Origin of the sequence: Roseiarcus sp. (assembly GCF_049514155.1) — a bacterium.
In the GTDB taxonomy this organism is placed as follows: Bacteria; Pseudomonadota; Alphaproteobacteria; order Rhizobiales; family Beijerinckiaceae; genus Roseiarcus.
The window spans coordinates 1-19,834 of the sequence record NZ_JBEKVH010000064.1 but is presented as its reverse complement, the minus strand read 5'-3'; the positions used below and the strand labels follow the sequence as shown (position 1 = coordinate 19,834).

Annotated in this window: 21 protein-coding genes and 1 pseudogene; 12 read left to right on the top strand and 10 right to left on the bottom strand. The window is 69.6% G+C overall.

What is annotated here, in order from left to right; genetic code table 11:
* Positions 1-1,259 (bottom strand): sugar transferase (locus tag ABSF49_RS11120; RefSeq protein WP_424112721.1); only part of this gene is annotated, 1,259 nt, incomplete at its 3' end.
* A gap of 293 nt (positions 1,260-1,552) precedes the next feature.
* Between ABSF49_RS11120 and ABSF49_RS11115 the strand changes: the two genes are divergently transcribed.
* From ABSF49_RS11115 to ABSF49_RS11095, 5 genes are all read left to right on the top strand, one after another.
* Positions 1,553-2,314 carry a pyrimidine 5'-nucleotidase gene (locus ABSF49_RS11115; protein ID WP_424112720.1) on the top strand — a complete coding sequence of 254 codons (762 nt, stop codon included), beginning with the start codon at positions 1,553-1,555 and terminating at the stop codon, positions 2,312-2,314.
* 261 nt (positions 2,315-2,575) lie between these two features.
* Positions 2,576-4,108 (top strand): ABC transporter ATP-binding protein, encoded by a 1,533-nt coding sequence (locus ABSF49_RS11110; protein WP_424112719.1) that lies wholly within the window; start codon positions 2,576-2,578, stop codon positions 4,106-4,108.
* On the top strand, positions 4,101-5,192 hold the full coding sequence (locus tag ABSF49_RS11105) for an ABC transporter permease (protein WP_424112718.1): 1,092 nt from the start codon (positions 4,101-4,103) through the stop codon (positions 5,190-5,192). Before ABSF49_RS11110 ends, ABSF49_RS11105 begins: the two co-directional genes overlap by 8 nt.
* Positions 5,192-6,115: an ABC transporter permease gene (locus ABSF49_RS11100; RefSeq protein WP_424112717.1), complete on the top strand. Its 924-nt coding sequence runs from the start codon at positions 5,192-5,194 to the stop codon at positions 6,113-6,115. The genes ABSF49_RS11105 and ABSF49_RS11100 overlap by 1 nt, the downstream gene beginning before the upstream one ends.
* Before the next feature lie 170 nt (positions 6,116-6,285).
* Entirely contained in the window at positions 6,286-7,371 is a 1,086-nt protein-coding gene (locus ABSF49_RS11095; protein WP_424112716.1) for a BMP family ABC transporter substrate-binding protein, read from the top strand.
* A gap of 151 nt (positions 7,372-7,522) precedes the next feature.
* On the opposite strand, the gene ABSF49_RS11090 is transcribed toward ABSF49_RS11095, so the two are convergent.
* The gene (locus ABSF49_RS11090) at positions 7,523-8,041 is read right to left on the bottom strand and encodes a nucleoside deaminase (protein WP_424112715.1); all 519 of its coding nucleotides are present in this window, start codon (positions 8,039-8,041) and stop codon (positions 7,523-7,525) included.
* Positions 8,042-8,255: 214 nt separating this feature from the next.
* Between ABSF49_RS11090 and ABSF49_RS11085 the strand changes: the two genes are divergently transcribed.
* On the top strand, positions 8,256-8,831 hold the full coding sequence (locus ABSF49_RS11085; protein WP_424112714.1) for a methyltransferase family protein: 576 nt from the start codon (positions 8,256-8,258) through the stop codon (positions 8,829-8,831).
* An 8-nt stretch (positions 8,832-8,839) separates the two neighbouring features.
* Here ABSF49_RS11085 and ABSF49_RS11080 read toward each other — a convergent pair whose 3' ends face one another.
* The 3 genes from ABSF49_RS11080 to pdxH all read right to left on the bottom strand — a co-directional run bounded on the left by ABSF49_RS11080 (position 8,840) and on the right by pdxH (position 10,513).
* Positions 8,840-9,388: a TIGR02301 family protein gene (locus ABSF49_RS11080; RefSeq protein ID WP_424112713.1), complete on the bottom strand. Its 549-nt coding sequence runs from the start codon at positions 9,386-9,388 to the stop codon at positions 8,840-8,842.
* Positions 9,385-9,822 carry an NUDIX domain-containing protein gene (locus ABSF49_RS11075; protein ID WP_424112712.1) on the bottom strand — a complete coding sequence of 146 codons (438 nt, stop codon included), beginning with the start codon at positions 9,820-9,822 and terminating at the stop codon, positions 9,385-9,387. The genes ABSF49_RS11080 and ABSF49_RS11075 overlap by 4 nt, the downstream gene beginning before the upstream one ends.
* 76 nt (positions 9,823-9,898) lie before the next feature.
* Complete coding sequence (pdxH, locus tag ABSF49_RS11070; protein ID WP_424112711.1) at positions 9,899-10,513, bottom strand: pyridoxamine 5'-phosphate oxidase; 615 nt, start codon at positions 10,511-10,513, stop codon at positions 9,899-9,901.
* A gap of 41 nt (positions 10,514-10,554) precedes the next feature.
* Here pdxH and ABSF49_RS11065 point away from each other — a divergent pair, with 41 nt between their 5' ends.
* Together ABSF49_RS11065 and ABSF49_RS11060 are read left to right on the top strand one after the other, a co-directional pair.
* Positions 10,555-11,040, top strand: coding sequence for an RT0821/Lpp0805 family surface protein (locus ABSF49_RS11065; protein ID WP_424112710.1), 486 nt, complete (start codon positions 10,555-10,557; stop codon positions 11,038-11,040).
* A 93-nt stretch (positions 11,041-11,133) separates the two neighbouring features.
* Complete coding sequence (locus tag ABSF49_RS11060; protein WP_424112709.1) at positions 11,134-12,072, top strand: DnaJ C-terminal domain-containing protein; 939 nt, start codon at positions 11,134-11,136, stop codon at positions 12,070-12,072.
* A 111-nt stretch (positions 12,073-12,183) separates the two neighbouring features.
* Here the strand turns inward: ABSF49_RS11060 and ABSF49_RS11055 are convergent, their stop codons facing one another.
* The 4 genes from ABSF49_RS11055 to ABSF49_RS11040 form a co-directional block, all read right to left on the bottom strand.
* Positions 12,184-12,414 (bottom strand): hypothetical protein, encoded by a 231-nt coding sequence (locus tag ABSF49_RS11055; RefSeq protein WP_424112708.1) that lies wholly within the window; start codon positions 12,412-12,414, stop codon positions 12,184-12,186.
* A gap of 144 nt (positions 12,415-12,558) precedes the next feature.
* Positions 12,559-13,929, bottom strand: coding sequence for a glutamate--cysteine ligase (locus ABSF49_RS11050; RefSeq protein WP_424112707.1), 1,371 nt, complete (start codon positions 13,927-13,929; stop codon positions 12,559-12,561).
* Positions 13,930-14,055: 126 nt separating this feature from the next.
* Positions 14,056-14,745 carry a DUF937 domain-containing protein gene (locus tag ABSF49_RS11045; protein WP_424112706.1) on the bottom strand — a complete coding sequence of 230 codons (690 nt, stop codon included), beginning with the start codon at positions 14,743-14,745 and terminating at the stop codon, positions 14,056-14,058.
* A gap of 45 nt (positions 14,746-14,790) precedes the next feature.
* Positions 14,791-16,155, bottom strand: a complete 1,365-nt coding sequence (locus tag ABSF49_RS11040; protein WP_424112705.1) for an MATE family efflux transporter — start codon at positions 16,153-16,155, stop codon at positions 14,791-14,793.
* A 170-nt stretch (positions 16,156-16,325) separates the two neighbouring features.
* Here ABSF49_RS11040 and ispH point away from each other — a divergent pair, with 170 nt between their 5' ends.
* From ispH to ABSF49_RS11025, 3 genes and pseudogenes are all read left to right on the top strand, one after another.
* A complete protein-coding gene (gene ispH, locus ABSF49_RS11035; RefSeq protein ID WP_424112704.1) occupies positions 16,326-17,279 on the top strand; it encodes a 4-hydroxy-3-methylbut-2-enyl diphosphate reductase in 954 nt (317 codons plus the stop codon).
* Between the two features lie 358 nt (positions 17,280-17,637).
* Positions 17,638-17,874, top strand: a complete 237-nt coding sequence (locus ABSF49_RS11030) for an AbrB/MazE/SpoVT family DNA-binding domain-containing protein (protein WP_424112703.1) — start codon at positions 17,638-17,640, stop codon at positions 17,872-17,874.
* A pseudogene (locus ABSF49_RS11025) lies at positions 17,762-18,184 on the top strand (type II toxin-antitoxin system PemK/MazF family toxin); the annotation flags it as partial. The gene ABSF49_RS11030 and the pseudogene ABSF49_RS11025, both read left to right, overlap by 113 nt.
* A 47-nt stretch (positions 18,185-18,231) precedes the next feature.
* On the opposite strand, the gene ABSF49_RS11020 reads toward ABSF49_RS11025, so the two are convergent.
* Entirely contained in the window at positions 18,232-19,125 is an 894-nt protein-coding gene (locus tag ABSF49_RS11020) for a DMT family transporter (protein WP_424112702.1), read from the bottom strand.
* 98 nt (positions 19,126-19,223) lie between these two features.
* Here ABSF49_RS11020 and ABSF49_RS11015 point away from each other — a divergent pair.
* On the top strand, positions 19,224-19,834 hold a 611-nt coding region (locus tag ABSF49_RS11015; protein WP_424112701.1), incomplete at its 3' end, for a phosphotransferase.

The following is a 19,834-nucleotide window of genomic DNA, read 5'->3' as shown; positions in this document are numbered from 1 at the left end:
AGCTGGTCGTGCGCCATCGCCTGCGGCCGCGGCCCGACGATCGACATGTCGCCGGCGACGACGTTGAGAAGCTGCGGCAGCTCGTCGGCGCTGGTGCGCCTGAGCAACGCGCCGATGCGGGTGACGCGCGGATCGTTGCGCGTCGCCGCCTTGACCGTCGCGCCGTCCTCGAGCGCGCGCATGGTGCGGAACTTGAAGATGCGGAACGGCTCCTGGTTGAAGCCGTAGCGCGTCTGGCGGAACAGCGCCGGCCCCGGACTCTCGAGCCGGATCGCCAGCGCGACCAGGACGAAGAACGGCGCGAGCAGGACCAAGCCGAGCGAAGCGACGACGAGATCGAACGCGCGCTTCTCCGCCTGCTGCAGGCGGGTCAGCGGCGGCCGGGTCAGCGCCAGCCCGGCGCTCGGGCCGATCGCGACGACGCGCGCGTCCTTGAACCGGTCGAGCAGCGCCTCGCCGCCGAGATGGATTTCGGTCGGCGTGCGCAGGAAGGCGTCGACGCAGGCTTCGACCAGTTCGGCGCGCGCCCACGGCACGACCAGATAGACGTCGTCGGGGCGCAGCATGCGTACGGTCGCGGCGGCCAGCGCGAGGTCGTCGGCGAGGCTGGCGGGGCTGTCGCGCAGCACGATCGTCGCGGCGATCTCCAGCCGGTCGGCGCGTGCGTCGACGTGCGGCGCATTGAGCGCCAAAGCGTCTTCGAGGCCGACGACGACGACGCGGCGCGGCGCGACCCAGCCGGCCAGTTCGGCGCGCTCGACCAGGGCCACCAGCAGGCGGCGTACGCCGAACAGGGCGAGAAAGCCGGCTAGGTAGAACACGCCGACCGCGCCGCGCGAATAGATCGCGCTGGTGCGGGTGGCGAACAGCAGCGCCAAGGCGCAGAGGAAGGCGAAGTTCCACGCCGCCAGGGCGCGGGCGAACTGGCCGCCGCGCGTTGCGTAGCCGTCGCGCCGGTACTGGCCGCGCTCGGACGCCACGACGACGACGATTGCGGCGACGACGAGGCCGACCGTCGTCGCGGCCTCGACCTCCGGCATCCGCCCGAGGGTGACGACCTGATAGAGGGCGGCCGAGGCCGCCGCGGCGGCAAAAATAGCCAAGGCGTCGGCCAGGGCGGCGAGATAGGGGAAGGCGGCGGCGAGCCGGCCGGCGAAACGCCGTGCGCGGTCCCGCGCCGGCCGACGCGCGGCCAATCGCGTCCGCGCCTTGGCCGGCCCGCCTTCCGGGCGGTCGAATTGGGCGTGCGCGTGCGCCATTCCGGGACAGAATCTCCAGCCGGGGCGGCCGCGGACCGCCATCGCCGATTGGCCGCAAGCGGCGTGCCGCCCGCGCTCGCGCCGACATGGTTTCGCAATCTTCCTCGTCTAGGAACGAGAGTCGTATCGGCGGCGGGGGCTTGCGGCCCGCCGCGGGGGATGGTTAAAGCGACTCCCGACGGCGTCTTTCGGCCCCGCCGGGGCGAGCGTCGTCGACCTCTTCGAAGCTCCGCTTTTTTGTCCAGTGAGCCGCGTCGGGCGCGCCCGTCGCGGGGCTCGTCGACTGTTTCGCCATGACCCTGGTCCCCCTGCACAAGAGCTTCGAGACGGACTTGCTGAGCAAGTTCGGCCGCGTCTCGACCTGGGTGTTCGACCTCGACAACACGCTCTATCCGTCCGATTGCGGTCTGTGGCCGCAGATCAACCAGCGCGTCACGCTCTATCTCGCCGCGTTGACCGGGCTCGACGGCCTGTCGGCGCGCGCGTTGCAGCGCTTCTACTACCATCGCCACGGCACGACCTTGCGCGGGCTGGTCGAGGAATCGGCGATCGACCCTGGCCCCTTCCTCGAATTCGTCCACGATGTCGACCGTTCCGGGCTCGCCCGCGACGCGCGGCTGGCGCGTGAGATCGGGCGGCTGCCGGGTCGCCGGCTGATCTTCACCAACGGCTCGCGCGACCACGCGCTTCGCACCGTCGCCGAGCTCGGTCTCGACGGTCTGTTCGAGGACGCGTTCGACATCGTCGCCTCGGGCCTCACGCCCAAGCCCGCCGCGCGCGCCTATGAGGCGTTCTTCGACCGCTACGGCGTCGATCCCGCCGGCGCGGCGATGTTCGAGGACATCGCCAAGAACCTGGAGACGCCGAAGGCGCGCGGCATGACGACGGTTCTGGTCGCGCCGCGCGCCGGCCAGCGCGACGATCGCGACGCCGCCGACGGCGAAGGGCGCGGCGCCGGCTACGTCGACTTCGTCACCGACGATCTCGCCGGCTTCCTCGAGCAGGTCAACGATCGGCTCGCCGCGCCGCGCGCGCGGCCGCTGGCGGCCGAATAGCCAGGCTCTGGCCGCCCCTCGCGCCCTTTCCCGACGCGTGGGCGATCGGCTAAGTTGCGTCAAACTTCCCAGGTTCGGTCGGGACGGGAGCGTTCGCGCTTGTCCGCTTGGCGGAACGGCCGGGGCGTGCGAGGATTTGCGGGCGCAAAAAGAGGAGCGCGAGGCCGCTGTGGCTGGGCCCGGAACTTGCACGCGCCAGACGGACGGAACGCAGGACGAACGAAAGAGGCGCGCGGCGAAATGTTGGATCGAACGGCGGCCGTGACCGGCCCGACCCTGTCGCTGCATGGCGTCACCAAGCAATATCCGGGCTGCCTCGCCAACGACCGCGTCGATCTGACGGTCGCCGGCGCCGAGATTCACGCGCTGCTGGGCGAGAACGGCGCCGGCAAGAGCACGCTGGTCAAGATCATCTACGGCGTGACGCGCCCGGACGCGGGCGAGATCGTCTGGCGCGGCGAGAAGGTGACGGTCGAGAGCCCGGCGCACGCCCGCCGCCTCGGCATCGGCATGGTGTTCCAACACTTCTCGCTGTTCGAATCGCTCACCGTCGCCCAGAACGTCGCGCTCGGGATCAACGAGCCGAGCGAACGCGCCAACCTGCGCGAGCGCATCACCGAGACTTCGCGCGAATACGGCCTGCCGCTCAATCCCGACCGCACCGTGCACGACCTCTCGGTCGGCGAGCGCCAGCGCATCGAGATCGTGCGCTGCCTGTTGCAGAAGCCGAAGCTGCTGATCATGGACGAGCCGACCTCGGTGCTGACGCCGCAGGAGGCCGAGACGCTGTTCATGACGCTGCGCCGCCTCGCCGCCGAAGGCTGCTCGATCCTCTACATCAGCCATAAACTCGAGGAGATCCGCGCGCTCTGCGACACCGCGACGATCATGCGCCTCGGCCGCGTCGTCGCCCATTGCTCGCCGCGCGAGAAATCGGCCAAGGAGCTCGCCGAGCTGATGATCGCCGCCGAGCTCGAGCCGCAGGCGCGCAGCCGGCGCGTCGTCGACCGCGCCGCGCCGCCGCGCCTCGTCGTCGACCGGTTGACGATCGCCTCGCCCAATCCGTTCGGCGCCGATCTGAAGGAAGTGAGCTTCGCCGTCGCGCCGGGCGAGATTCTCGGCGTCGCCGGCATCGCCGGCAACGGCCAGAACGAGCTGATGGACGCGCTCTCCGGCGAGATCCCCGCCGGCAGGCCGGAGACGATCCGCCTCGACGGCGTCGCGGTCGGCCATATGGGTCCGCGCGAGCGGCGCGGGCTCGGCGGCTGCTTCGTCCCCGAGGAGCGCAACGGCCATGGCGCGGTCGGGCTGATGAGCCTTTCCGACAACGCCTTCCTCACCGCGGTCGCGCGCAGGCCGCTCTCGCGCTTCGGCTTCGTCAGGCGCGGCCAGGTGCAAGAATTCGCGCGCGAGGTGATCAGGGGCTTCGACGTGCGCACCACCGGCCCCAAGGCCCAGGCGCGGTCGCTATCCGGCGGCAATTTGCAGAAGTTCCTGGTCGGCCGCGAGATCATGCAGACGCCCTCGACGTTGATCGTCAACCAGCCGACCTGGGGCGTCGACGCCGGCGCGGCGGCGGCGATCCATCGCGCGCTCGCCGAAATGGCCGAGAACGGCGCAGCGGTGGTGATCGTCTCGCAGGACCTCGACGAGATCTTCCTCGTCTGCGACCGCGTCGCGGTGATCGCCGGCGGGCGACTATCGCCGCCGATCCCGGTCGCCGAGGCGACGATCGAGCAAATTGGCTTGGTGATGGGCGGCGCGACGGGCGGCGGCGAGGCGGCGCATGCGTGAGGGCATTCGTCTCGTTCCGCGCGGCAACCCGTCGCCGTTCTGGACCTACGCGTCGCCAGTGTTGGCGGTCGTTCTCACCATCGTCGTCTCCGGCGCGATGTTCCTGGCGATGGGCAAACCGCCCGTCACGGCGGTCTACACCTTCCTCGTCGCGCCGCTGGTGCAGACCGGCGGCCTGTCTGCGCTCGCGGTCAAGGCGGCGCCGCTGATCATGATGGGGGCGGGGCTCGCGCTCTGCTACCGCGCCTCGGTGTGGAACATCGGCTGCGAGGGCCAGTTCACCGTCGGCGCGATCTCAGCCGGCGGCATCGCGCTGGCGCTGCCCGGCCTGCCGGCGCCGATCCTCTATCCGGCTGTGATCATCGCCGGCGTGATCGGCGGCGCGGCGACGGCGGCGCTGACGGCGTGGCTGCGCACCTCGCTCAACGTCAACGAGATCCTCTCCAGCCTGATGGCGACCTATGTCGCGCAATATCTGCTGATCTATCTCGTCACCGGGCCGTGGAAGGACCCGCAGGGCTTCGGCTTCCCGCAGACGGCGATGTTTCCGGACGCGGCGACGACGCCGATCCTGGTCGCCGGCTCCGGCGTCCATCTCGGTTGCCTCGTCGCGCCGCTGGCGGCGGTCGCGGTGTGGGCGCTGATGTCGCGCTCGACGCTCGGCTTCCAGCTGCGCGTCGTCGGCGAGGCGCCGCGCGCCGCGCGCTTCGCCGGCTTCAGCGAAAAGCGGCTGATCTGGGTGGCGATGCTGGTCAGCGGCGGGCTCGCCGGCCTCGCCGGCATGTTCGAGGTGACCGGGCCGATCGGCCAGCTGACGACCGACATCTCGCCCGGCTACGGCTTCACCGCGGTCATCGTCGCCTTCCTCGGCCGCCTGCATCCGATCGGCGCGATTTTCGCCGGCCTGCTGCTGGCGCTCTCCTATCTCGGCGGCGACGCGGCGCAGATCGACCTCGGCCTGCCCAACGCCGTCACCGGCATTTTCCAGGGCGTGCTGCTGTTCCTGCTGCTGGCCTGCGACATCCTGATCAATTTCCGCGTCCGCCTGCCGGCGCGGCGCAGCGAGACGGCGGGAGCGGCCTGATGATCTTCTTCCTCACCAGCTTCGTCGTCAGCGTCATGGCCGCCGCGACGCCGCTGCTGCTGGCGGCGACCGGCGAGCTCGTCACCGAGCGGTCCGGCGTGCTCAACCTCGGCGTCGAAGGGATGATGCTGGTCGGCGCGGTCACCGGCTTTATCGCCGGCTACTATACGGACAGCGCCGCGCTCGGCGTCGTCGCGGCGACCTTCGGCGGCGCCGCGCTCGCCGCGATCTTCGCCGTGCTGACGCTGATCCTGCTCAGCAACCAGACCGCCGCCGGCCTGGCGCTGACCATCTTCGGCCGCGGCTTCAGCTCGCTGGCCGGCGCGGCCTACGTCGGCATCAAGGGGCCGGTGCTGCCGAAGCTGACGATCCCCGGCCTGTCCGACCTTCCCTTCTTCGGGCCGACGCTGTTCGGCCAGGACGCGCTCGTCTACGGCTCGTTCGCCATTCTCGCCGCGGTCGCCTGGTTCCTCAATCGCACCCACGGCGGCCTGGTGCTGCGCGCGGTCGGCGATTCGCACGACGCCGCGCACGCGATCGGCTATTCGGTCAATCGCATCCGCTTCGGCGCGACCCTGTTCGGCGGGGCGATGGCCGGGCTCGCCGGCGGCTACATGTCGCTCGCCTACAGCCCGCTGTGGGCGGAGAACATGACCGCCGGCCGCGGCTGGATCGCGCTGGCGCTGGTGGTGTTCGCGACCTGGCGGCCGGGCTGGCTGGTCGGCGGCGCCTATCTGTTCGGCTCGATCATGTACCTGTCGCTCTACGTCCAGGGCGTCGGGGTGCCGATTCCCTCGCCGCTGATTTCGGCGCTGCCCTATGTCGTCACCGTGGTCGTGCTGGCGATCATCTCGCGCGACCGCCGCCGCATCCGCCTCAACCAGCCGGCGTGCCTGGGCAAGTCTTTCGCCGTCGGCGCCTGAGTCGCGTCGGCGAGGCGCCTGCTTTTTCTGCTTTGCGCCCATAGATTAGGCGCCGAGGCCTCGGCTATGTTCTCATTCCATGGCCTGCGGCTTGCTTGTTCGAACCGCAAGGCGGGGGCGGCAGGCGACGCCTGTCGTCGGGTCGGAACATGGACTAGCAGGAGTAACGCATGGATCGTCGGTCATTCAACAAGCTGCTCGGCGGCGGGCTGGTCGCCGCCGCTGCGGCCCCCTTCGCGCCGAGCGGGCTCGCCGCCGCGGAACCGCTCAAGGCCGGCTTCGTCTATCTCGGACCGGTCGGCGACTTCGGCTGGACCTACCAGCACGACGTCGCGCGCAAAGAGGCCGAGGACCACTTCGGCGGCGCGGTGAAGACGGTCTACGTCGAGAATGTTCCCGAAGGGCCGGATTCCGAGCACGTCATCGCCGATCTCGCCGCCAAAGGCTGCAAGATCGTCTTCACCACCTCGTTCGGCTACATGAACTACACGCTGTCGGTGGCGAAGAAATATCCGGCGGTGATGTTCGAGCATTGCACCGGCTACAAGCGCGCCGCCAACGTCTCGACCTACAACATCCGCTTTTACGAAGGCCGCTTCGTCCAGGGCGTGATCGCCGGCAAGCTGTCCAAGAGCGGCGTCGCCGGCTATGTCGGCTCGATCGCCGTGCCGGAAGTCGTGCAGGGCATGAACGCCTTCATGCTCGGCATGCAGAGCGTCAACCCCAAGGCGCGGTTGAAGTTCATCCTGATCAATTCCTGGTACGACCCGGGCAAGGAGGGCGACGCCGCCAAGGCGCTGATCGACCAGGGTTGCGACATCATCACCCAGCACACCGATTCGCCGACGCCGCTGCAGGTGGCGGAGAGCCGCGGCGTTCTCGCCTTCGGCGAAGCAACCGACATGGCCAAGTTCGCGCCGAAGACCGAGCTGACGGCCAACGTCAACGTCTGGGGCCCATACTACATCAAGCGCATCCAGGCGGTGATCGACGGCACATGGAAGAGCGAAGACGTCTGGGGCGGCTTCGCCGCCGGCATGTTGAAGATGTCGCCGTTCGCCAACATGCCCGACGACGTCAAGGCGCTGGCGCAGCAGACGGTCGACGACATCACGTCGGGCAAGAACAAGATCTTCGTCGGCCCGCTGGTCGATCAAAGCGGCGCGGCCAAGCTGCCCGCCGGTCAGGTGATGGACGACGGCACGCTCGCCGGTCTGCAATGGCTGGTCCAAGGCATCGAAGGCAAGCTGGGCTGACGACAGCGACAATTCCCTCTCCCCGCGTGCGGGGAGAGGGCGAGGGGCTTGGCGATTAGCCGCTGCATTGCGGCTAGCCTCCCGGCCCCTCATCCTAACCTTCTCCCCGCAGGCGGGGAGAAGGGACGCGAAGCGCGGCTGACGGCCGCGCCTACATTTTCGCTCGCTCGTTCCAGAAATCGCGCTGCAACGCCGCCGATTCTTCTTCGAGCAGCGGGCCGACGATCTCGACTTTCCGCTGACCGGCGGCGAAGACGACGCGGCAGGGCAGGTCGAGCGTCGGGTTCTCTGCGTGCGCGCCGGTCGCCGCCTTGAGGTCCTTCTCGCTCTGGCCGTAGACGAGGCGGCCGATCCCCGCCCAGTAGATCGCGCCCGAACACATCGCGCAGGGCTCGGCCGAACTGTAGAGCGTGCAGCCGGCGAGGAAGTCGGCGCCGTAGGTTTTCGACGCCCAGGTCGCGAGCAGCCGCTCGGCATGGGCGGTCATGTCGCCGCCCTCGGCGGAAAATCCGTTGCCTTGCTCGCGCAGCACCGCGCCGTCGGGCCCGACCAGCAGCGACCCGAACGGATGGTCGCCGCCTTCGCGCGCGCGCTTAGCGATGTCGAACGACCGGCGCAGGAACGCCTCGTGATCGAGCTCGGGCGGCGGCGCGGCTTTTGACGTCTTCATGGGCGCGCATGTCTCCGGCGAAACGGGTCCGCTCACGCTAGGCGATGGATCGGCGGTCGGCAATGCCGCGAGCGCGTTAACGAATCGTCAACGACGCGCGCGTCGACCGACTGCGGGCGAGCGCGCGCGACTGCGGAAAATTTACCCATCCCGCCGCATGCTCGGCGCGCGCGCCGAGGTTCGGCCGCCTGCGGTCGGCCGAGGAAGGGCGAGGATGAGCGTCGAGTTGAAGAGCGCCCTGTTCGACGAACCCGACGCCGCTGATGCATCCGCGCCGCCGAAGCGGTTCAAGTTCGCCGCCACCTTCGTCATCGACCTCGTCGAGTCGCTGGTCTTCGTCGCCGTGGTTCTGCCGTGCTGGGCGGTGGACTTCGACCGCGGCCTGATCATGGCGCCGACCTTCCTTATCGGCGTGCTCATTCTCGTGAGCTACGCCGCCAAGGTGCTGGTCGTCGCCCATCTCGACCGACACGGCGGCGACGCGCGCACCTATGTGAAGTCGTCGGCGCTGGTCACCGACGGCCCCTACGCCTGGTCGCGCAATCCGACCTATGCGCTGGCGATGCTGCAGTTTCTGCTGTGGGCGGCGCTCGCGCTCTATCTGCTCGCGCTCGGGCCATGGCGCTGGACGCTCGCGCTCGCGGCGATCGGCCTGCCGGCTTTGTTCTTCCTCGTCAACGACCGCGTCGTCATGCCGACCGAAGAAGCGATGCTGCGCAACCTCCATCCCGGAGAATACGACGCCTACGCGGCGCGCGTGCGCCGCTGGTTCGGCCGCAAGGCGGGGTGAGGGACGCCTCAGTCCGAATAGCGGTTGGCGACGTCCTTGGCGATGTGGCTCGCCTCGTCGAGGAAGCGAGCGACGATTTCGCGCGCAGTCGGCGTGCAGGCGCGATAGGTCAGCTCATAGTCGCGAAAGCCCCGGTTGAAAGCGCCGGCGAGCGATTCCTTGCGCGCGTCGGTCGTGCCCTCCGTGTCGACGAGATCGGCGAACTTGGCGCGGAACGCCGCGCCGTCGCCGTCGCCGCATAGATCGCGCAGGTAGGCGAGCGCGCCGGTCAACTCGGCGAGGCGCAGGAGCTGCGGTTCATAGGGCGGCGGCGCTTCGGGTTGCGCCGGCGTCGGCGAGGCGGCGGGCGTCGGCTGGGCGGCGTTAACGGCTGGGTCGGGGGGGCGCGCCGTCGCCGCCGGCGCGCTGGTCGGCGTCGGCGTCGGAGCGGGGGTCGGCTCGGCGGCCGGAGCCGCCGGCCTGCCGGCGCGTCCCGCCTGCGCCAGCGCGGCGAGCGGCGCGACCGCGACGGCGAGCGCGGCGAAAGCAGCGAGGCCCGAGGCGACGAGGCGCTTCACGGCAGACTTCTCTCGATCGCCGCCGCCTTGGCGATGATCCACGGCAGCTCCGGCGTGGTGCGATAATCGCCGATCGCTTTCGGATCGATCCAGGCGACCGCGTCGGCCTCGGCGCTGAGATGCGGTTCGCCGCGCCGCCAGCGGCCGACGAAGGCGGCGATGACGAAATGCGCGCGCACGCCGTCGCCTTCGCGCACGATCGGCTCGACGTGGTCGATGAAGGCGAGAATGTCGGCCACGACGCCGACTTCTTCGGCGAGTTCGCGCGCCGCCGCTTCGCGCAGCGTCTCGCCGATCTCGACAACGCCGCCGGGCAACGAGTAGACGCCCGCCATCGGCGCGCGCGCCCGCCGCGCGATCAGCACCCGGCCGTCGCGGAACACCGCGGTCGAGGCGGCGAGGATCGGCCGGGTTGGGTAGAGACGGTCATCCACGCCGCTTCGCCCTGATCTGACGGTTGACGGTCATCGCCGCCGGTTAAGGTGGAACGGCCGCGCCGCAGGGACGGGCTTACGGATAGAGACGCTCGCGCCGCCACGGGTCGCCCGCGCGCGCGCGGGTGAAGACGACGCGGTCGTGCAGGCGGTACTGTCCGTCGTGCCAGAACTCGATCTGGATCGGCGTCAGTCGGAACCCGCCCCAATGGGGCGGCCGCGGAATGTCGCCGTCGCCGAACTTCACCGTGAGGTCGGCGACCGCCTGTTCGAGCTTGGCGCGCGATTCCAGCGGCCGCGACTGCTGGCTCGCCCAGGCGCCGATGCGGCTGACGCGAGGCCGGGTGACGAAATAGGCGTCCGATTCGGCGCCCGAAATCTTGGTCAGCGGGCCGCGGGCCCGCACTTGGCGGCGCAGCGACTTCCAATGGTACAGGATCGCCGCTTTCGGGTTGGCGGCGATCTCCCCGCCCTTGGCGCTTTGGCCGTTGGTGTAGAAGACAAAACCGCTTTCGTCGACCTGCTTGCACAGCATCGCGCGCGCGTCCGGCATGCCGGAGGCGTCGACCGTCGCCAGCGTGATCGCCTCGGGATCGTTGATTTCTTTTTCCGCCGCTTCGGCAAACCACTGGCGGAACAGCGCGAAGGGGTCGTCGGCCTGGGTGAAGTCACTCGAACTTAACGCATTCAAGGTGAAGATGCTCCAAATACGGATAAAACTCGCGGGGAGCGATGATAGACCTTCTGCTGGGCGAACGCGATGCGTTTTGGCGGCCGCGCCGCTTCGTCGCGCGCTCGACGGCCTTCGCTTTCGTCGCGGCGGCGCTGGCGCTCGCCGGCTGCTCGGTGTCGATTCCCCTGCCGGGATTCATCGATGATCAGCCGACCGGCGCGATCAAGCCGAAGGCGGCGCCGGCGGCGCTGTCGTCGGCCTACGATTCGCGCGACTGGCGTCTTGCCGAGCCGGTCTTGAGTTCAACCCTTCGCGCCAAGGACGGCGATCCGCCCGGCGCCTGGTCCAACCCCGAGACGGGGATGCATGGCGAGTTCCTCGCTGTCGCCGGCTCGTTCGAACGCGACGGGCGTCCCTGCCGCGCCTTTGTGGCGCGGGTGGTCGGCAAGGACGGCGCGCCGGTGAAGACCCTGCAGGGCGTCGGCTGTCCGCGCGAGGGCGAGGAAGCGGCGATCTATGACGTTTCTCCCTGGTCGGGCCTCTGAGCGACACTTGCGGGCGGTCGCCGCCAAGCCCAAATAGTTGACGAGACAAAGGCGTCTGCGCCTTCGGGGCGGACGCGCAGACCTGGGCTCATCATGCGCGACCCCTATGAAGTGCTGGGGCTGGCGAAGTCGGCCAGCGCCGCCGAGGTGAAATCGGCCTTCCGTAAGCTGGCCAAGAAGTTCCATCCCGACCAGAGCAAGGAGTCGCGGGCCAAGGAGCGATTCGCCGAGATCGGTTCGGCCTACGAGATCCTCGGCGACGAGAAGAAGCGCGCCGCCTTTGACCGCGGCGAGATCGACGCCGAAGGCAAGCCGCGCGCGCCGCAGTTCGAGGGCTTCGGTTTCGGCCGGCGGCCGGGCGCGGGCGCGGGCGGGGAGTTCCACGGCTTCAACTTCGACGTCGGCGGCGACCCGGCCGCCCGCGCCGGCTTCGAGGCCGACATCCTGTCCGAGCTGTTCGGCGGCCGCATGGGCGGGCGCGGCCGCGCGCCGAACCGCGGCGAGGACGTCGCCGTTTCGGTGAACGTGCCGTTGGCGGTTGCAGCGGGCGGCGGTTCGGCGCGCGTCGCCTTGCCGACCGGCAAGACGCTCGACGTCGCCATTCCCGCCGGCGTCGAGGACGGCAAGCAGATCCGTCTGCGCGGGCAGGGGCGGCCGGGCGCGCGCAACGCTGCGGCCGGCGACGCGATCGTCACCATCCATTACGCGCCCCACCCGCTGTTCAAGGTCGAAGGGCGCGACCTCAAGTTGGATCTGCCGATCACCCTCTACGAGGCGGTGCTGGGCGCCAAGGTCAGGACGCCGACGCTGTCGGGCGAGGTGGAGATCGCGATCCCGCCGGGGACCAGCAGCGGACGGGTGCTGCGGCTGCGCGGCAAGGGCTTGCCGGCGTCTGGCGACGCGCCCGCCGGCGACTTGCTGGCGACGCTGCGCATCGCCATGCCGGCGCAAGAGGACGCCGACCTGGCGGCGCTGATGCGGCGTTGGCGCGACGAGAAGCCCTACGACCCGCGCGCCGGCCTCGGCGCCTGACGGTCTGCGGCGCCGCGCGCCGTCAACCCCAAAAACAAAAGCTTCCGGGCGACCGATCGCCGGCCCGGAAGCTTGTCGCGGTCAAAGCAGCCGTTTCGGCCGCAGCGAGGCTCAGGCCTTCGGCTTCACGTGGTGATGATGGTGATGATGGTGGTGGACCGGGGGCTTCGCCATGTGGTGGTGATGGTGATGATGGTGATGGCGGTGGTGGTGGATCGGGTGGTGCATCATATGGTGGTGGTGGTGATGGTGGATCGGCGCGGTGGCGGGCGCGGCGGCCAACGCCGGGACCGCAGCGAGTCCGACAACCATCGCCGCGGCGATCAGCAGTTTCTTAAGCATTCGTTAAGTCCTTGATTCGAAAGGCTCCGCATTTGGAGCGGCGGCGACGGTTTGGCGAAGGCCGGATGAACCGGACATGAATTGCCGTCGTCGAAGCGCCGCAGATCCACAAATGTCGACGGTTGTGGCAATTTTGTCGCGAATTCAGATCGCCGCTTCGCGGAAGACCGGCTCGACCGAGCCCCGCCAGGGGCCGTTGAAGCGGTCGATCCAGACCTCCGCCGGGGTGCGCCCTTCGGCGGCGATGCGCTCCAGCGGCGCGAGATAGAGGGTCTCGTCGCGTCCGGCGGCGTCGCGCCGCGCGCGGCGCGCGAGCCCGCCGCGGGCGATCGCGACCGCTTCGCGCGCGATCTCGACCAGCGGTCGCCCGCCGATCCGCGCCTTGAGGCCGAGGCGCGGGACGTCGTCGCGCAGGCGCTGCAGATCGCCGGCGGTCCAGCCGCGCCCGAGCGCGGCCGCCGCGGCGAGCGCGTCTTTGTCGTAGAACAGACCGAAGCACAAGGCGGCGAGCGCGAGGATACGTTCGGGCGAGCCGACGTCGGCGCCGCGCATTTCGAGGTAGCGCTTCAGCCGCACCTCGGGAAAGATCGTCGACAGGTGGTTGGCCCAATCGGAGACGGTGGCGCGCTCGCCCGGCAGCGCAGCGAGCCGGCCCTCGAGCAGGTCGCGGAAGCTCGCGCCGGCGACGTCGTGATAGACCTCGCCGCGCTTGACGAAATAGAGCGGCACGTCGAGCGCGTAGTCGACGTAGCGCTCGAACCCCATGCCCGGCGCGAAGGCGAAAGCAAGCATGCCGGTGCGCGCCGCGTCGGTGTGGCGCCAGATTTCCGAGCGGGCGGAAAGAAAGCCGTTGAGCGCGCCGTCGGTGAACGGCGAGTTGGCGAACAGCGCGGTGATCGTCGGCTGCAGCGCCAAGCCGACCCTGAGCTTGACGACCATGTCGGCTTCGTCGGCGAAATCGAGATTGGCCTGCGCCGTCGAGGTGCGGAACATCATGTCGAGGCCGCGCGTTCCCACCTTGGGCATGTAACGCGCCATGATGCGGTAGCGGCTCTTGGGCATGACCGGCGTTTCGGCGAGCGTCCATTTCGGACTTAAGCCGAGCGCAAAGAAACCGATCCCGAGCGACTCGCCGACCGCATGCATGCAATTCAGATGCGCGTCGAGTTCGGCGGCGATGGCGTGGACGGTCGGCTGCGGCGCGCCGGAAAGCTCGAACTGGCCGCCCGGCTCGAGCGAGATCGCGCCGCCGCCCACCGGATCGTAGAGGCCGATCAGCGCGCCCTCGTCCTCGATCGGCGCCCAGCCGAGGCGCGCCTTGGCGCCTTCGAGCAAGGCCCTGACGCCGCGGTCGCCCCCGTAGGGGACGGGCCCCAGATTGGCCGTGTAGAACGGGAACTTCTCGTGCTCGACGCCGATGCGGGACGCTTCGGCGGGCTTGCCGCCCGCCGCCAGCCACGCCACCAGATCGTCGCGGGATTCGATGATCTCAGCGTCGACGACGTCGCGGGCCATGCAGGATTCCGGATGAAAATGGCCAAAAGGCCAGCGCGCGACCCGTAAATAGGCGCCCCGGCCGCACAATTCAATAAACGGCGCGCCAGCGGCCAAATGCCGCCGCCGGCGCGTTTCGATCGAGCCTCAGCTCCGCCCGCCGCCGGTCAGCGACTGGAGGATGCCGTTGATCCCCTGCTGGCGCGCCGCCGACGTCTGCACGCCGGACTCGAGCATGCCGGTCAGCGCGCTCAGGCCCGCCTGGGCGAGGCCCGACCCGGCCGGTCCCGATTGGCCGCCGCCGCCGAACAGATTGCCGACCAGCGAGGCGACCAGTCCGCCGAGCCCGCCGCCCTGACCCGCCGCGCCTTGGCCCGCCGTCGACTCGACGGCGCTGGTCAATTGCCCGAGCACGCCGCCGAACCCTTGCGCGGTCAGCGTATGGGCGAGACCGCCGAGCAGCATCGAGGCGAGAGCCGGCATCATCTGTTGGATCGTCTGCGCGTCGACGCCGCTCGCGCTCGATGCGTGGGCGGCGATTTGCGAAGCGATCTGCGACGAGCCGAAGATCTGGCTCAGCGCGGCGCCGCCGTTCGTCGCCGCGGCGGCCGGGTCGGCGCCGGTGAACGAACCCTGGTGGACGCCGCTCGCCAGATGCGAGACGATTCCAGCGAGGCCGGACGGGTCGGCGGTGACGCGCTGCAGCGCGGTCGAAAACGCCGGCATCAGCGCCTGCACCGCCGACTGCGTCTGCTCCGGCGTCAGGCCGAACTGGGCGCCGAGATTGGCGACGCCCTGTCCGCCCTGCGCAGCCTGGATGATGTCGTTGAGATTCATGGCGCGTCCTCCTCCTTAGATCGCGACGAAATTTTGCATAAAACCCTACTTGGATTTGATTGCGTTTGCGAGACGCGCGACGATGCCGAAGGCGAGCGCGGTGGCGACGATTCCGAACGCCGCCGCGCCGACGCCGATGCCGACGATCGCGCCTTCGACGCCGCCCCAGCGCGCGCCGATGACGACGAAGGGGATCGTGCCGAGCGTCGCGCGGCCCCAGTTGAACAGCATCGCCAGCAGCGGGTAGCCGAGGTTGTTGAAGACGGTGTTGGCGACGAACAGGCAGGTGATGAACACCCAGGCGGCGACGCCGTAGCGGCAGAAGAAGACGATAAACGTCGCCCCTTCGCCGTCGACGTCGAACATGGCGGCGATCGCCGGGCCGGCGAAGGCGAGCATAGCCCAAGCGAGGAGCGCGTAGCCGACCGACAGCGTCAAGGCGTCAGACATTGTGCGGCGCACCCGGTCCATCAGCCGCGCGCCGTAGTTCTGGCCGAGGATCGGCCCTACCGAGCCGGTCAGCGCGAACACGACGCCGAAAGCGAGCGGGATGACGCGATCGACCACCGCGCCGCCGGCGACCGCCGCGACGCCGAAGTCCGACCAGACGCGGGTGACGTAGAGCGCGGCGACCGGCATGGCGAGATTGGCGAGGATCGCCGGCGCGCCGATCCCCATGATCGGGGCAAGATCGCGACGAATCGCCTCCACGCGCGTCCGACTGACGAGATCGTGGACGCGGATTGCGCCGTAGAGGCCGAAGCCGAGCATGACCAGACGCGACAGCACGATCGCCCACGCCGCGCCGTAGACGCCGAGACCGAAGCCGAAGATCAGCAGCGGATCGGTGAAGACGGTGGCGACGGCGCCAGCCAGCGTCACGTACATCGCGCGCCGCGCGTCGCCGACCGCGCGCAGCACGCCCGACAGCGCCATGGCGATCGAGAACGCGATATTGGCCGGCACGGCGATGGCGAGAAAGCGGCTGGCGACCGCCGCCGGCTCCCCGTGCGCGTGCAGCAACAGATCGAGCGCGGGGTCGCGCAGCAGCAACATGACGATCGACAGCAGGGTCGCTACGACGCCGGTGATCGCCAGACCGGAAGCGGCGAGGCGGCGCGCCCGCTGCCGGTCCCCGGCGCCCAGCGCGCGCGACACGGTCGCCGAAATGGCGATGGTGAGGCCGATCGCGACCGACAGCGCGACGAACTGCAATTGGCTGGCGTAGCCGACGGCCGCCTTCAAGTCCTGCGAGCCGAGCCGCGCGACCCAGAACAGCGACAGGAAGTCGACGGCGAACACCGCCACCAGGCCGATCGAGCCGGTCGCGGTCATCACCGCGACGTGGCGCATGGTCGAGCCGCGGGTGAACACGGGCGCGTCGTCGCGGGCGGCGGAGGCGGCGGTCATGACGGTCCTGCGGCGAAGGGGGACGCGGCTTTTAATCTTTCGGCGCGCATTGCGCTAGTCCAATTCCAAGCGGCGCCGAGGGCTGATCGCCGGCGCAAGGAGCGGACCAGCTTGACTTCGCCGGCTCGGCTTCCCAAGACACGGGCGCTTCGGCAAGGCTGACGAACGCAATGAAATCGAAACCGCCGCTCCGTATCCTTCTCTGCGCCCCGCGCGGCTTCTGCGCTGGCGTCGTGCGCGCGATCGACGCGGTCGAGAAGGCGCTCGAGCTTTACGGCGCGCCGGTGTACGTGCGGCATGAGATCGTCCACAACAAGCACGTCGTCGACTCGCTCAAGGCCAAGGGCGTCGTCTTCATCGACGAGCTCGCCGAGGCGCCGGCCGGCGACCGTCCGGTGATCTTCTCCGCCCATGGCGTCGCCAAGGCGGTGCCGGAAGAGGCGGAGGCGCGCAACCTGCTCACCATCGACGCGACCTGCCCGCTGGTGACCAAGGTCCACCGCGAGGCGCAGGCCCATCACAAGCGCGGCCGTCACGTGCTGCTGATCGGCCATCGCGGCCACCCGGAAGTGGTCGGCACGTTGGGCCAGTTGCCCGACGGCGCGACGACGCTGATCGGCTCGGTCGACGAAGTCGAAGCGCTCGTTTTTCCCGCCGACGCGCCGCTCGCCTTCGTCACCCAAACGACGCTGTCGGTCGACGACACGCGCGAGATCGTCGCCGCGCTGAAGCGCCGCTTCCCCGCCATCCACGCGCCGCCGCTCGAGGACATCTGTTACGCCACCACCAATCGTCAGGAGGCGGTCAAGCGCGCGGCGGCCGAGGTCGAGGCGGTGATCGTCGTCGGCTCGGCGAACTCGTCGAATTCGCAGCGCCTGCGCGAGGTCGCCGAGCGGGCGGGCTGCGCGCTCGCCGTGCTCGCGCCCAGCGTGGCGGCGATCGAATGGCCGCGCTTTTCCGGCGTGCGCTCGCTCGCCATCACCGCCGGCGCCTCGGCCCCGGAAATCCTGGTCGAGGAAATCCTCGACGCCTTCGCCGCGCGCTTCGACATCGCCGTCGAGACGCTGACCACCGCCGAAGAATCGAAGTTCTTCCCGCTGCCGCGCGCGCTGCGCGAGGCGTGAGGGGGGAACGCCGTCGCTCTCTCTCGGCGTCATGGCCGGGCTTGACCCGGCCATCCACGCCTTTGTGCATCGCGGAGCCTCGGGAGAGCCGGCCCGTTGGCCCATCTAAGAAACCGCAGTGCGCGCCCGCCGCGCTCGGCGGCAACCATTCATTGCTCGCTTGAAGGCGATTATGCGCGAGAGTCCTTCGAACTCAAGGATGCGCATAGCGCACCGCCTTCGGCGGCGGCCCGAGGGGCCGTCCTTGACTTCGAAAGCCTCTCGCGCTCCGCTCAGCCAAGCAAGCAATGAAACTTTCCGCGTCCAATCGTCAGAGCGGGTGACGGGACGCCGAGCTAAGAGCTGCCATGAGGGCCACATGTCCACGGCCAAGTCGAAGACCTATCATTCCAAACTCTCCGCCAAACACCGGACCGTGTTGCCGCGCGCGGTATGCGAGCGACTGAGAATTTTGCCGGGCGATCGCCTTCGCTATCTCGTCGATGATGGCGGCGTGCGCATCGAGAAGGCGGCGAGTGCGGCTGCCGATTGTTCGTTCACTGCATTCTCCGAATGGTCAAGCGAGGCAGACGACCAAGCCTTTGCCGACCTCTGAGGCGACGACTTATGCGCCGGGCGACGTGGTCGTCGTGCCGTTTCCCGATTCGGATCGGCTGGCTGAGAAGCGCCGACCGGCGGTTGTCGTATCCAACGCGTTGCTCGCCGCGCAGGGGTTTGTCTGGTTGGTCATGATCACCAGCGCGCGGCAGACCACGTCGCCGCATGATGCGCCGATTGCTGATCTGGCGCGCGCGGGCCTGCCCTCGCCGTGCGTCGTTCGGCCGACCAAGGTCGCCACTGTCGAACCCTCGCGAATCTTGCGCAGGGCGGGACGGCTCGGTCGAAAGGAGATTTCAGGCGTGCTGGCGGCTGTGAGAGGTTTTGTCGAACAGGGCGCAACATTCCGCCTCGCTCACCCGCCGATCAGCATCGCCGCCGCGGCGACGATCAGCGCCATGCCGAGCCATTCGCGCCTGCTCGGGCGCTCGCGGAACAGCTTCAGCGACGCAACCTGGGCGAACAGCACCTCGACCAGCGCCAGCGTGCGCACCCGCGCCGCGTCGGTGAGCGCGAGGGCGACGAACCACAATTGCGACGCCAGCGCGCCCATGAAGCCGGCGACGATCGACGCGCGCCACAGCGCCAGGATCGCCTTCAGCCCGGCGCGGTCGAACAGGGCGAGCCAGACGAGCAGGACCGCGGTCTGGATGGCGAGGCCGGCGACCAGCACGGTCGTCGCCGCCATCGCGGTCGACGGCGTCTCCATCCGCGTCACCGCGCCGCGGAAGCCGACCGCGGCGAAGGCGAAGAAAGTCGCCGAAACGAGACCCATCGCGATCGGCCGCCAGCCGGCGCGCGCGGCTTCGGCGCCGCTCCCCGCCATCAGGAACACGCCGACGGTGGCGAGCGCGATCGCGCCGACGAGCTTGAACGTCGGCGTTTCGCCGAGGAACAGCAGCGCGTAGAGCGCGACCTGCGCCGCTTCGGTCTTGGTGAAGGCGATGACGACGACGAAACTGCGCTCGCGCATCGCCGCCAGCATCAGCGCCGTGCCGCCGATCTGCGCCAGCGCGCCGATGACGATGAAGGCCGCCGCCGCCGGTGCGATCGCCGGCGCGGCGACCCCGGTCGCGAACCGCAGGCCGACGAAGAACACAACCGCGAACGGCAGGCCGAACAGAAAGCGCACCTGCGCCGCGCCGAGCGCGCCCAGCGCCCCGGTCAGTTCGCGCTGCATGACGTTGCGCGCCGTCTGGGCGGCCGAGGCGGTCAGCGTGAATGCGACCCACAGTCCGCTTGCGTACACTTGCCCGCCCCATTACGACCGAACGTCGCCGCGCCCTTCTCCCCGCCCGCGGGGAGAAGGGACGAGGCTCGCGCCATTAGGATCACTGCGGACGCATCATGGCCGTTTACACCGAAGTTCCCGACGACGCGCTGGTGACTTTTCTAACTGGCTACGACCTCGGCCGCGTCCGCTCCTTCAAGGGCATCGCCGAAGGGGTCGAGAACTCCAACTACCTGCTGCACGCCGACGCCGGCGAGTTCATTCTCACCCTTTACGAGAAGCGGGTGAAGGAGAGCGACCTGCCGTTCTTCATCGGCCTGATGGAGCATCTCGCTGAGCGCGGCGTCACCTGCCCGCAGCCGGTCCGGGCGAAGAACGGCGCGGCGCTCGGCCGCCTGTGCGGTCGCGCCGCGGCGATCGTCACCTTTCTCGACGGCGTCTGGCTGCGCCGGCCGCGGGCGATCCATTGCGGCCAGGTCGGCGAAGCGCTGGCGCGGATGCATGAGGCGGGGGCCGACTTCACCGAGTTCCGACGGCCCAACGCGCTCGGCATCGAGGGCTGGCCGCCGCTGGTCGCTGCGGCCGCCCCGCGCGCCGACGAGGTCGCGCCCGGCCTCGAGCGCGAGATGACCGCCGAACTCACGAAGCTGCAGGCGATCTGGCCGAGCGGCCTGCCGGGCGGCGTCATCCACGCCGATCTCTTCACCGACAACGTGTTCTTTCTCGG

Excerpts from the sequence above, each read along its gene's own strand:
- ABSF49_RS11045 (WP_424112706.1), bottom strand. The coding sequence starts at position 14,745 with ATGAATCTCAACGACATCATCCAGGCTGCGCAGGGCGGACAGGGCGTC.
- ABSF49_RS11115 (WP_424112720.1), top strand. The coding sequence starts at position 1,553 with ATGACCCTGGTCCCCCTGCACAAGAGCTTCGAGACGGACTTGCTGAGC.
- ABSF49_RS11030 (WP_424112703.1), top strand. The coding sequence starts at position 17,638 with ATGTCCACGGCCAAGTCGAAGACCTATCATTCCAAACTCTCCGCCAAA.
- ABSF49_RS11055 (WP_424112708.1), bottom strand. The coding sequence starts at position 12,414 with ATGCTTAAGAAACTGCTGATCGCCGCGGCGATGGTTGTCGGACTCGCT.
- ABSF49_RS11065 (WP_424112710.1), top strand. The coding sequence starts at position 10,555 with ATGATAGACCTTCTGCTGGGCGAACGCGATGCGTTTTGGCGGCCGCGC.
- ABSF49_RS11040 (WP_424112705.1), bottom strand. The coding sequence starts at position 16,155 with ATGACCGCCGCCTCCGCCGCCCGCGACGACGCGCCCGTGTTCACCCGC.
- ABSF49_RS11100 (WP_424112717.1), top strand. The coding sequence starts at position 5,192 with ATGATCTTCTTCCTCACCAGCTTCGTCGTCAGCGTCATGGCCGCCGCG.
- ABSF49_RS11090 (WP_424112715.1), bottom strand. The coding sequence starts at position 8,041 with ATGAAGACGTCAAAAGCCGCGCCGCCGCCCGAGCTCGATCACGAGGCG.
- ABSF49_RS11095 (WP_424112716.1), top strand. The coding sequence starts at position 6,286 with ATGGATCGTCGGTCATTCAACAAGCTGCTCGGCGGCGGGCTGGTCGCC.
- ispH (WP_424112704.1), top strand. The coding sequence starts at position 16,326 with ATGAAATCGAAACCGCCGCTCCGTATCCTTCTCTGCGCCCCGCGCGGC.
- ABSF49_RS11105 (WP_424112718.1), top strand. The coding sequence starts at position 4,101 with ATGCGTGAGGGCATTCGTCTCGTTCCGCGCGGCAACCCGTCGCCGTTC.
- ABSF49_RS11085 (WP_424112714.1), top strand. The coding sequence starts at position 8,256 with ATGAGCGTCGAGTTGAAGAGCGCCCTGTTCGACGAACCCGACGCCGCT.
- ABSF49_RS11050 (WP_424112707.1), bottom strand. The coding sequence starts at position 13,929 with ATGGCCCGCGACGTCGTCGACGCTGAGATCATCGAATCCCGCGACGAT.
- ABSF49_RS11060 (WP_424112709.1), top strand. The coding sequence starts at position 11,134 with ATGCGCGACCCCTATGAAGTGCTGGGGCTGGCGAAGTCGGCCAGCGCC.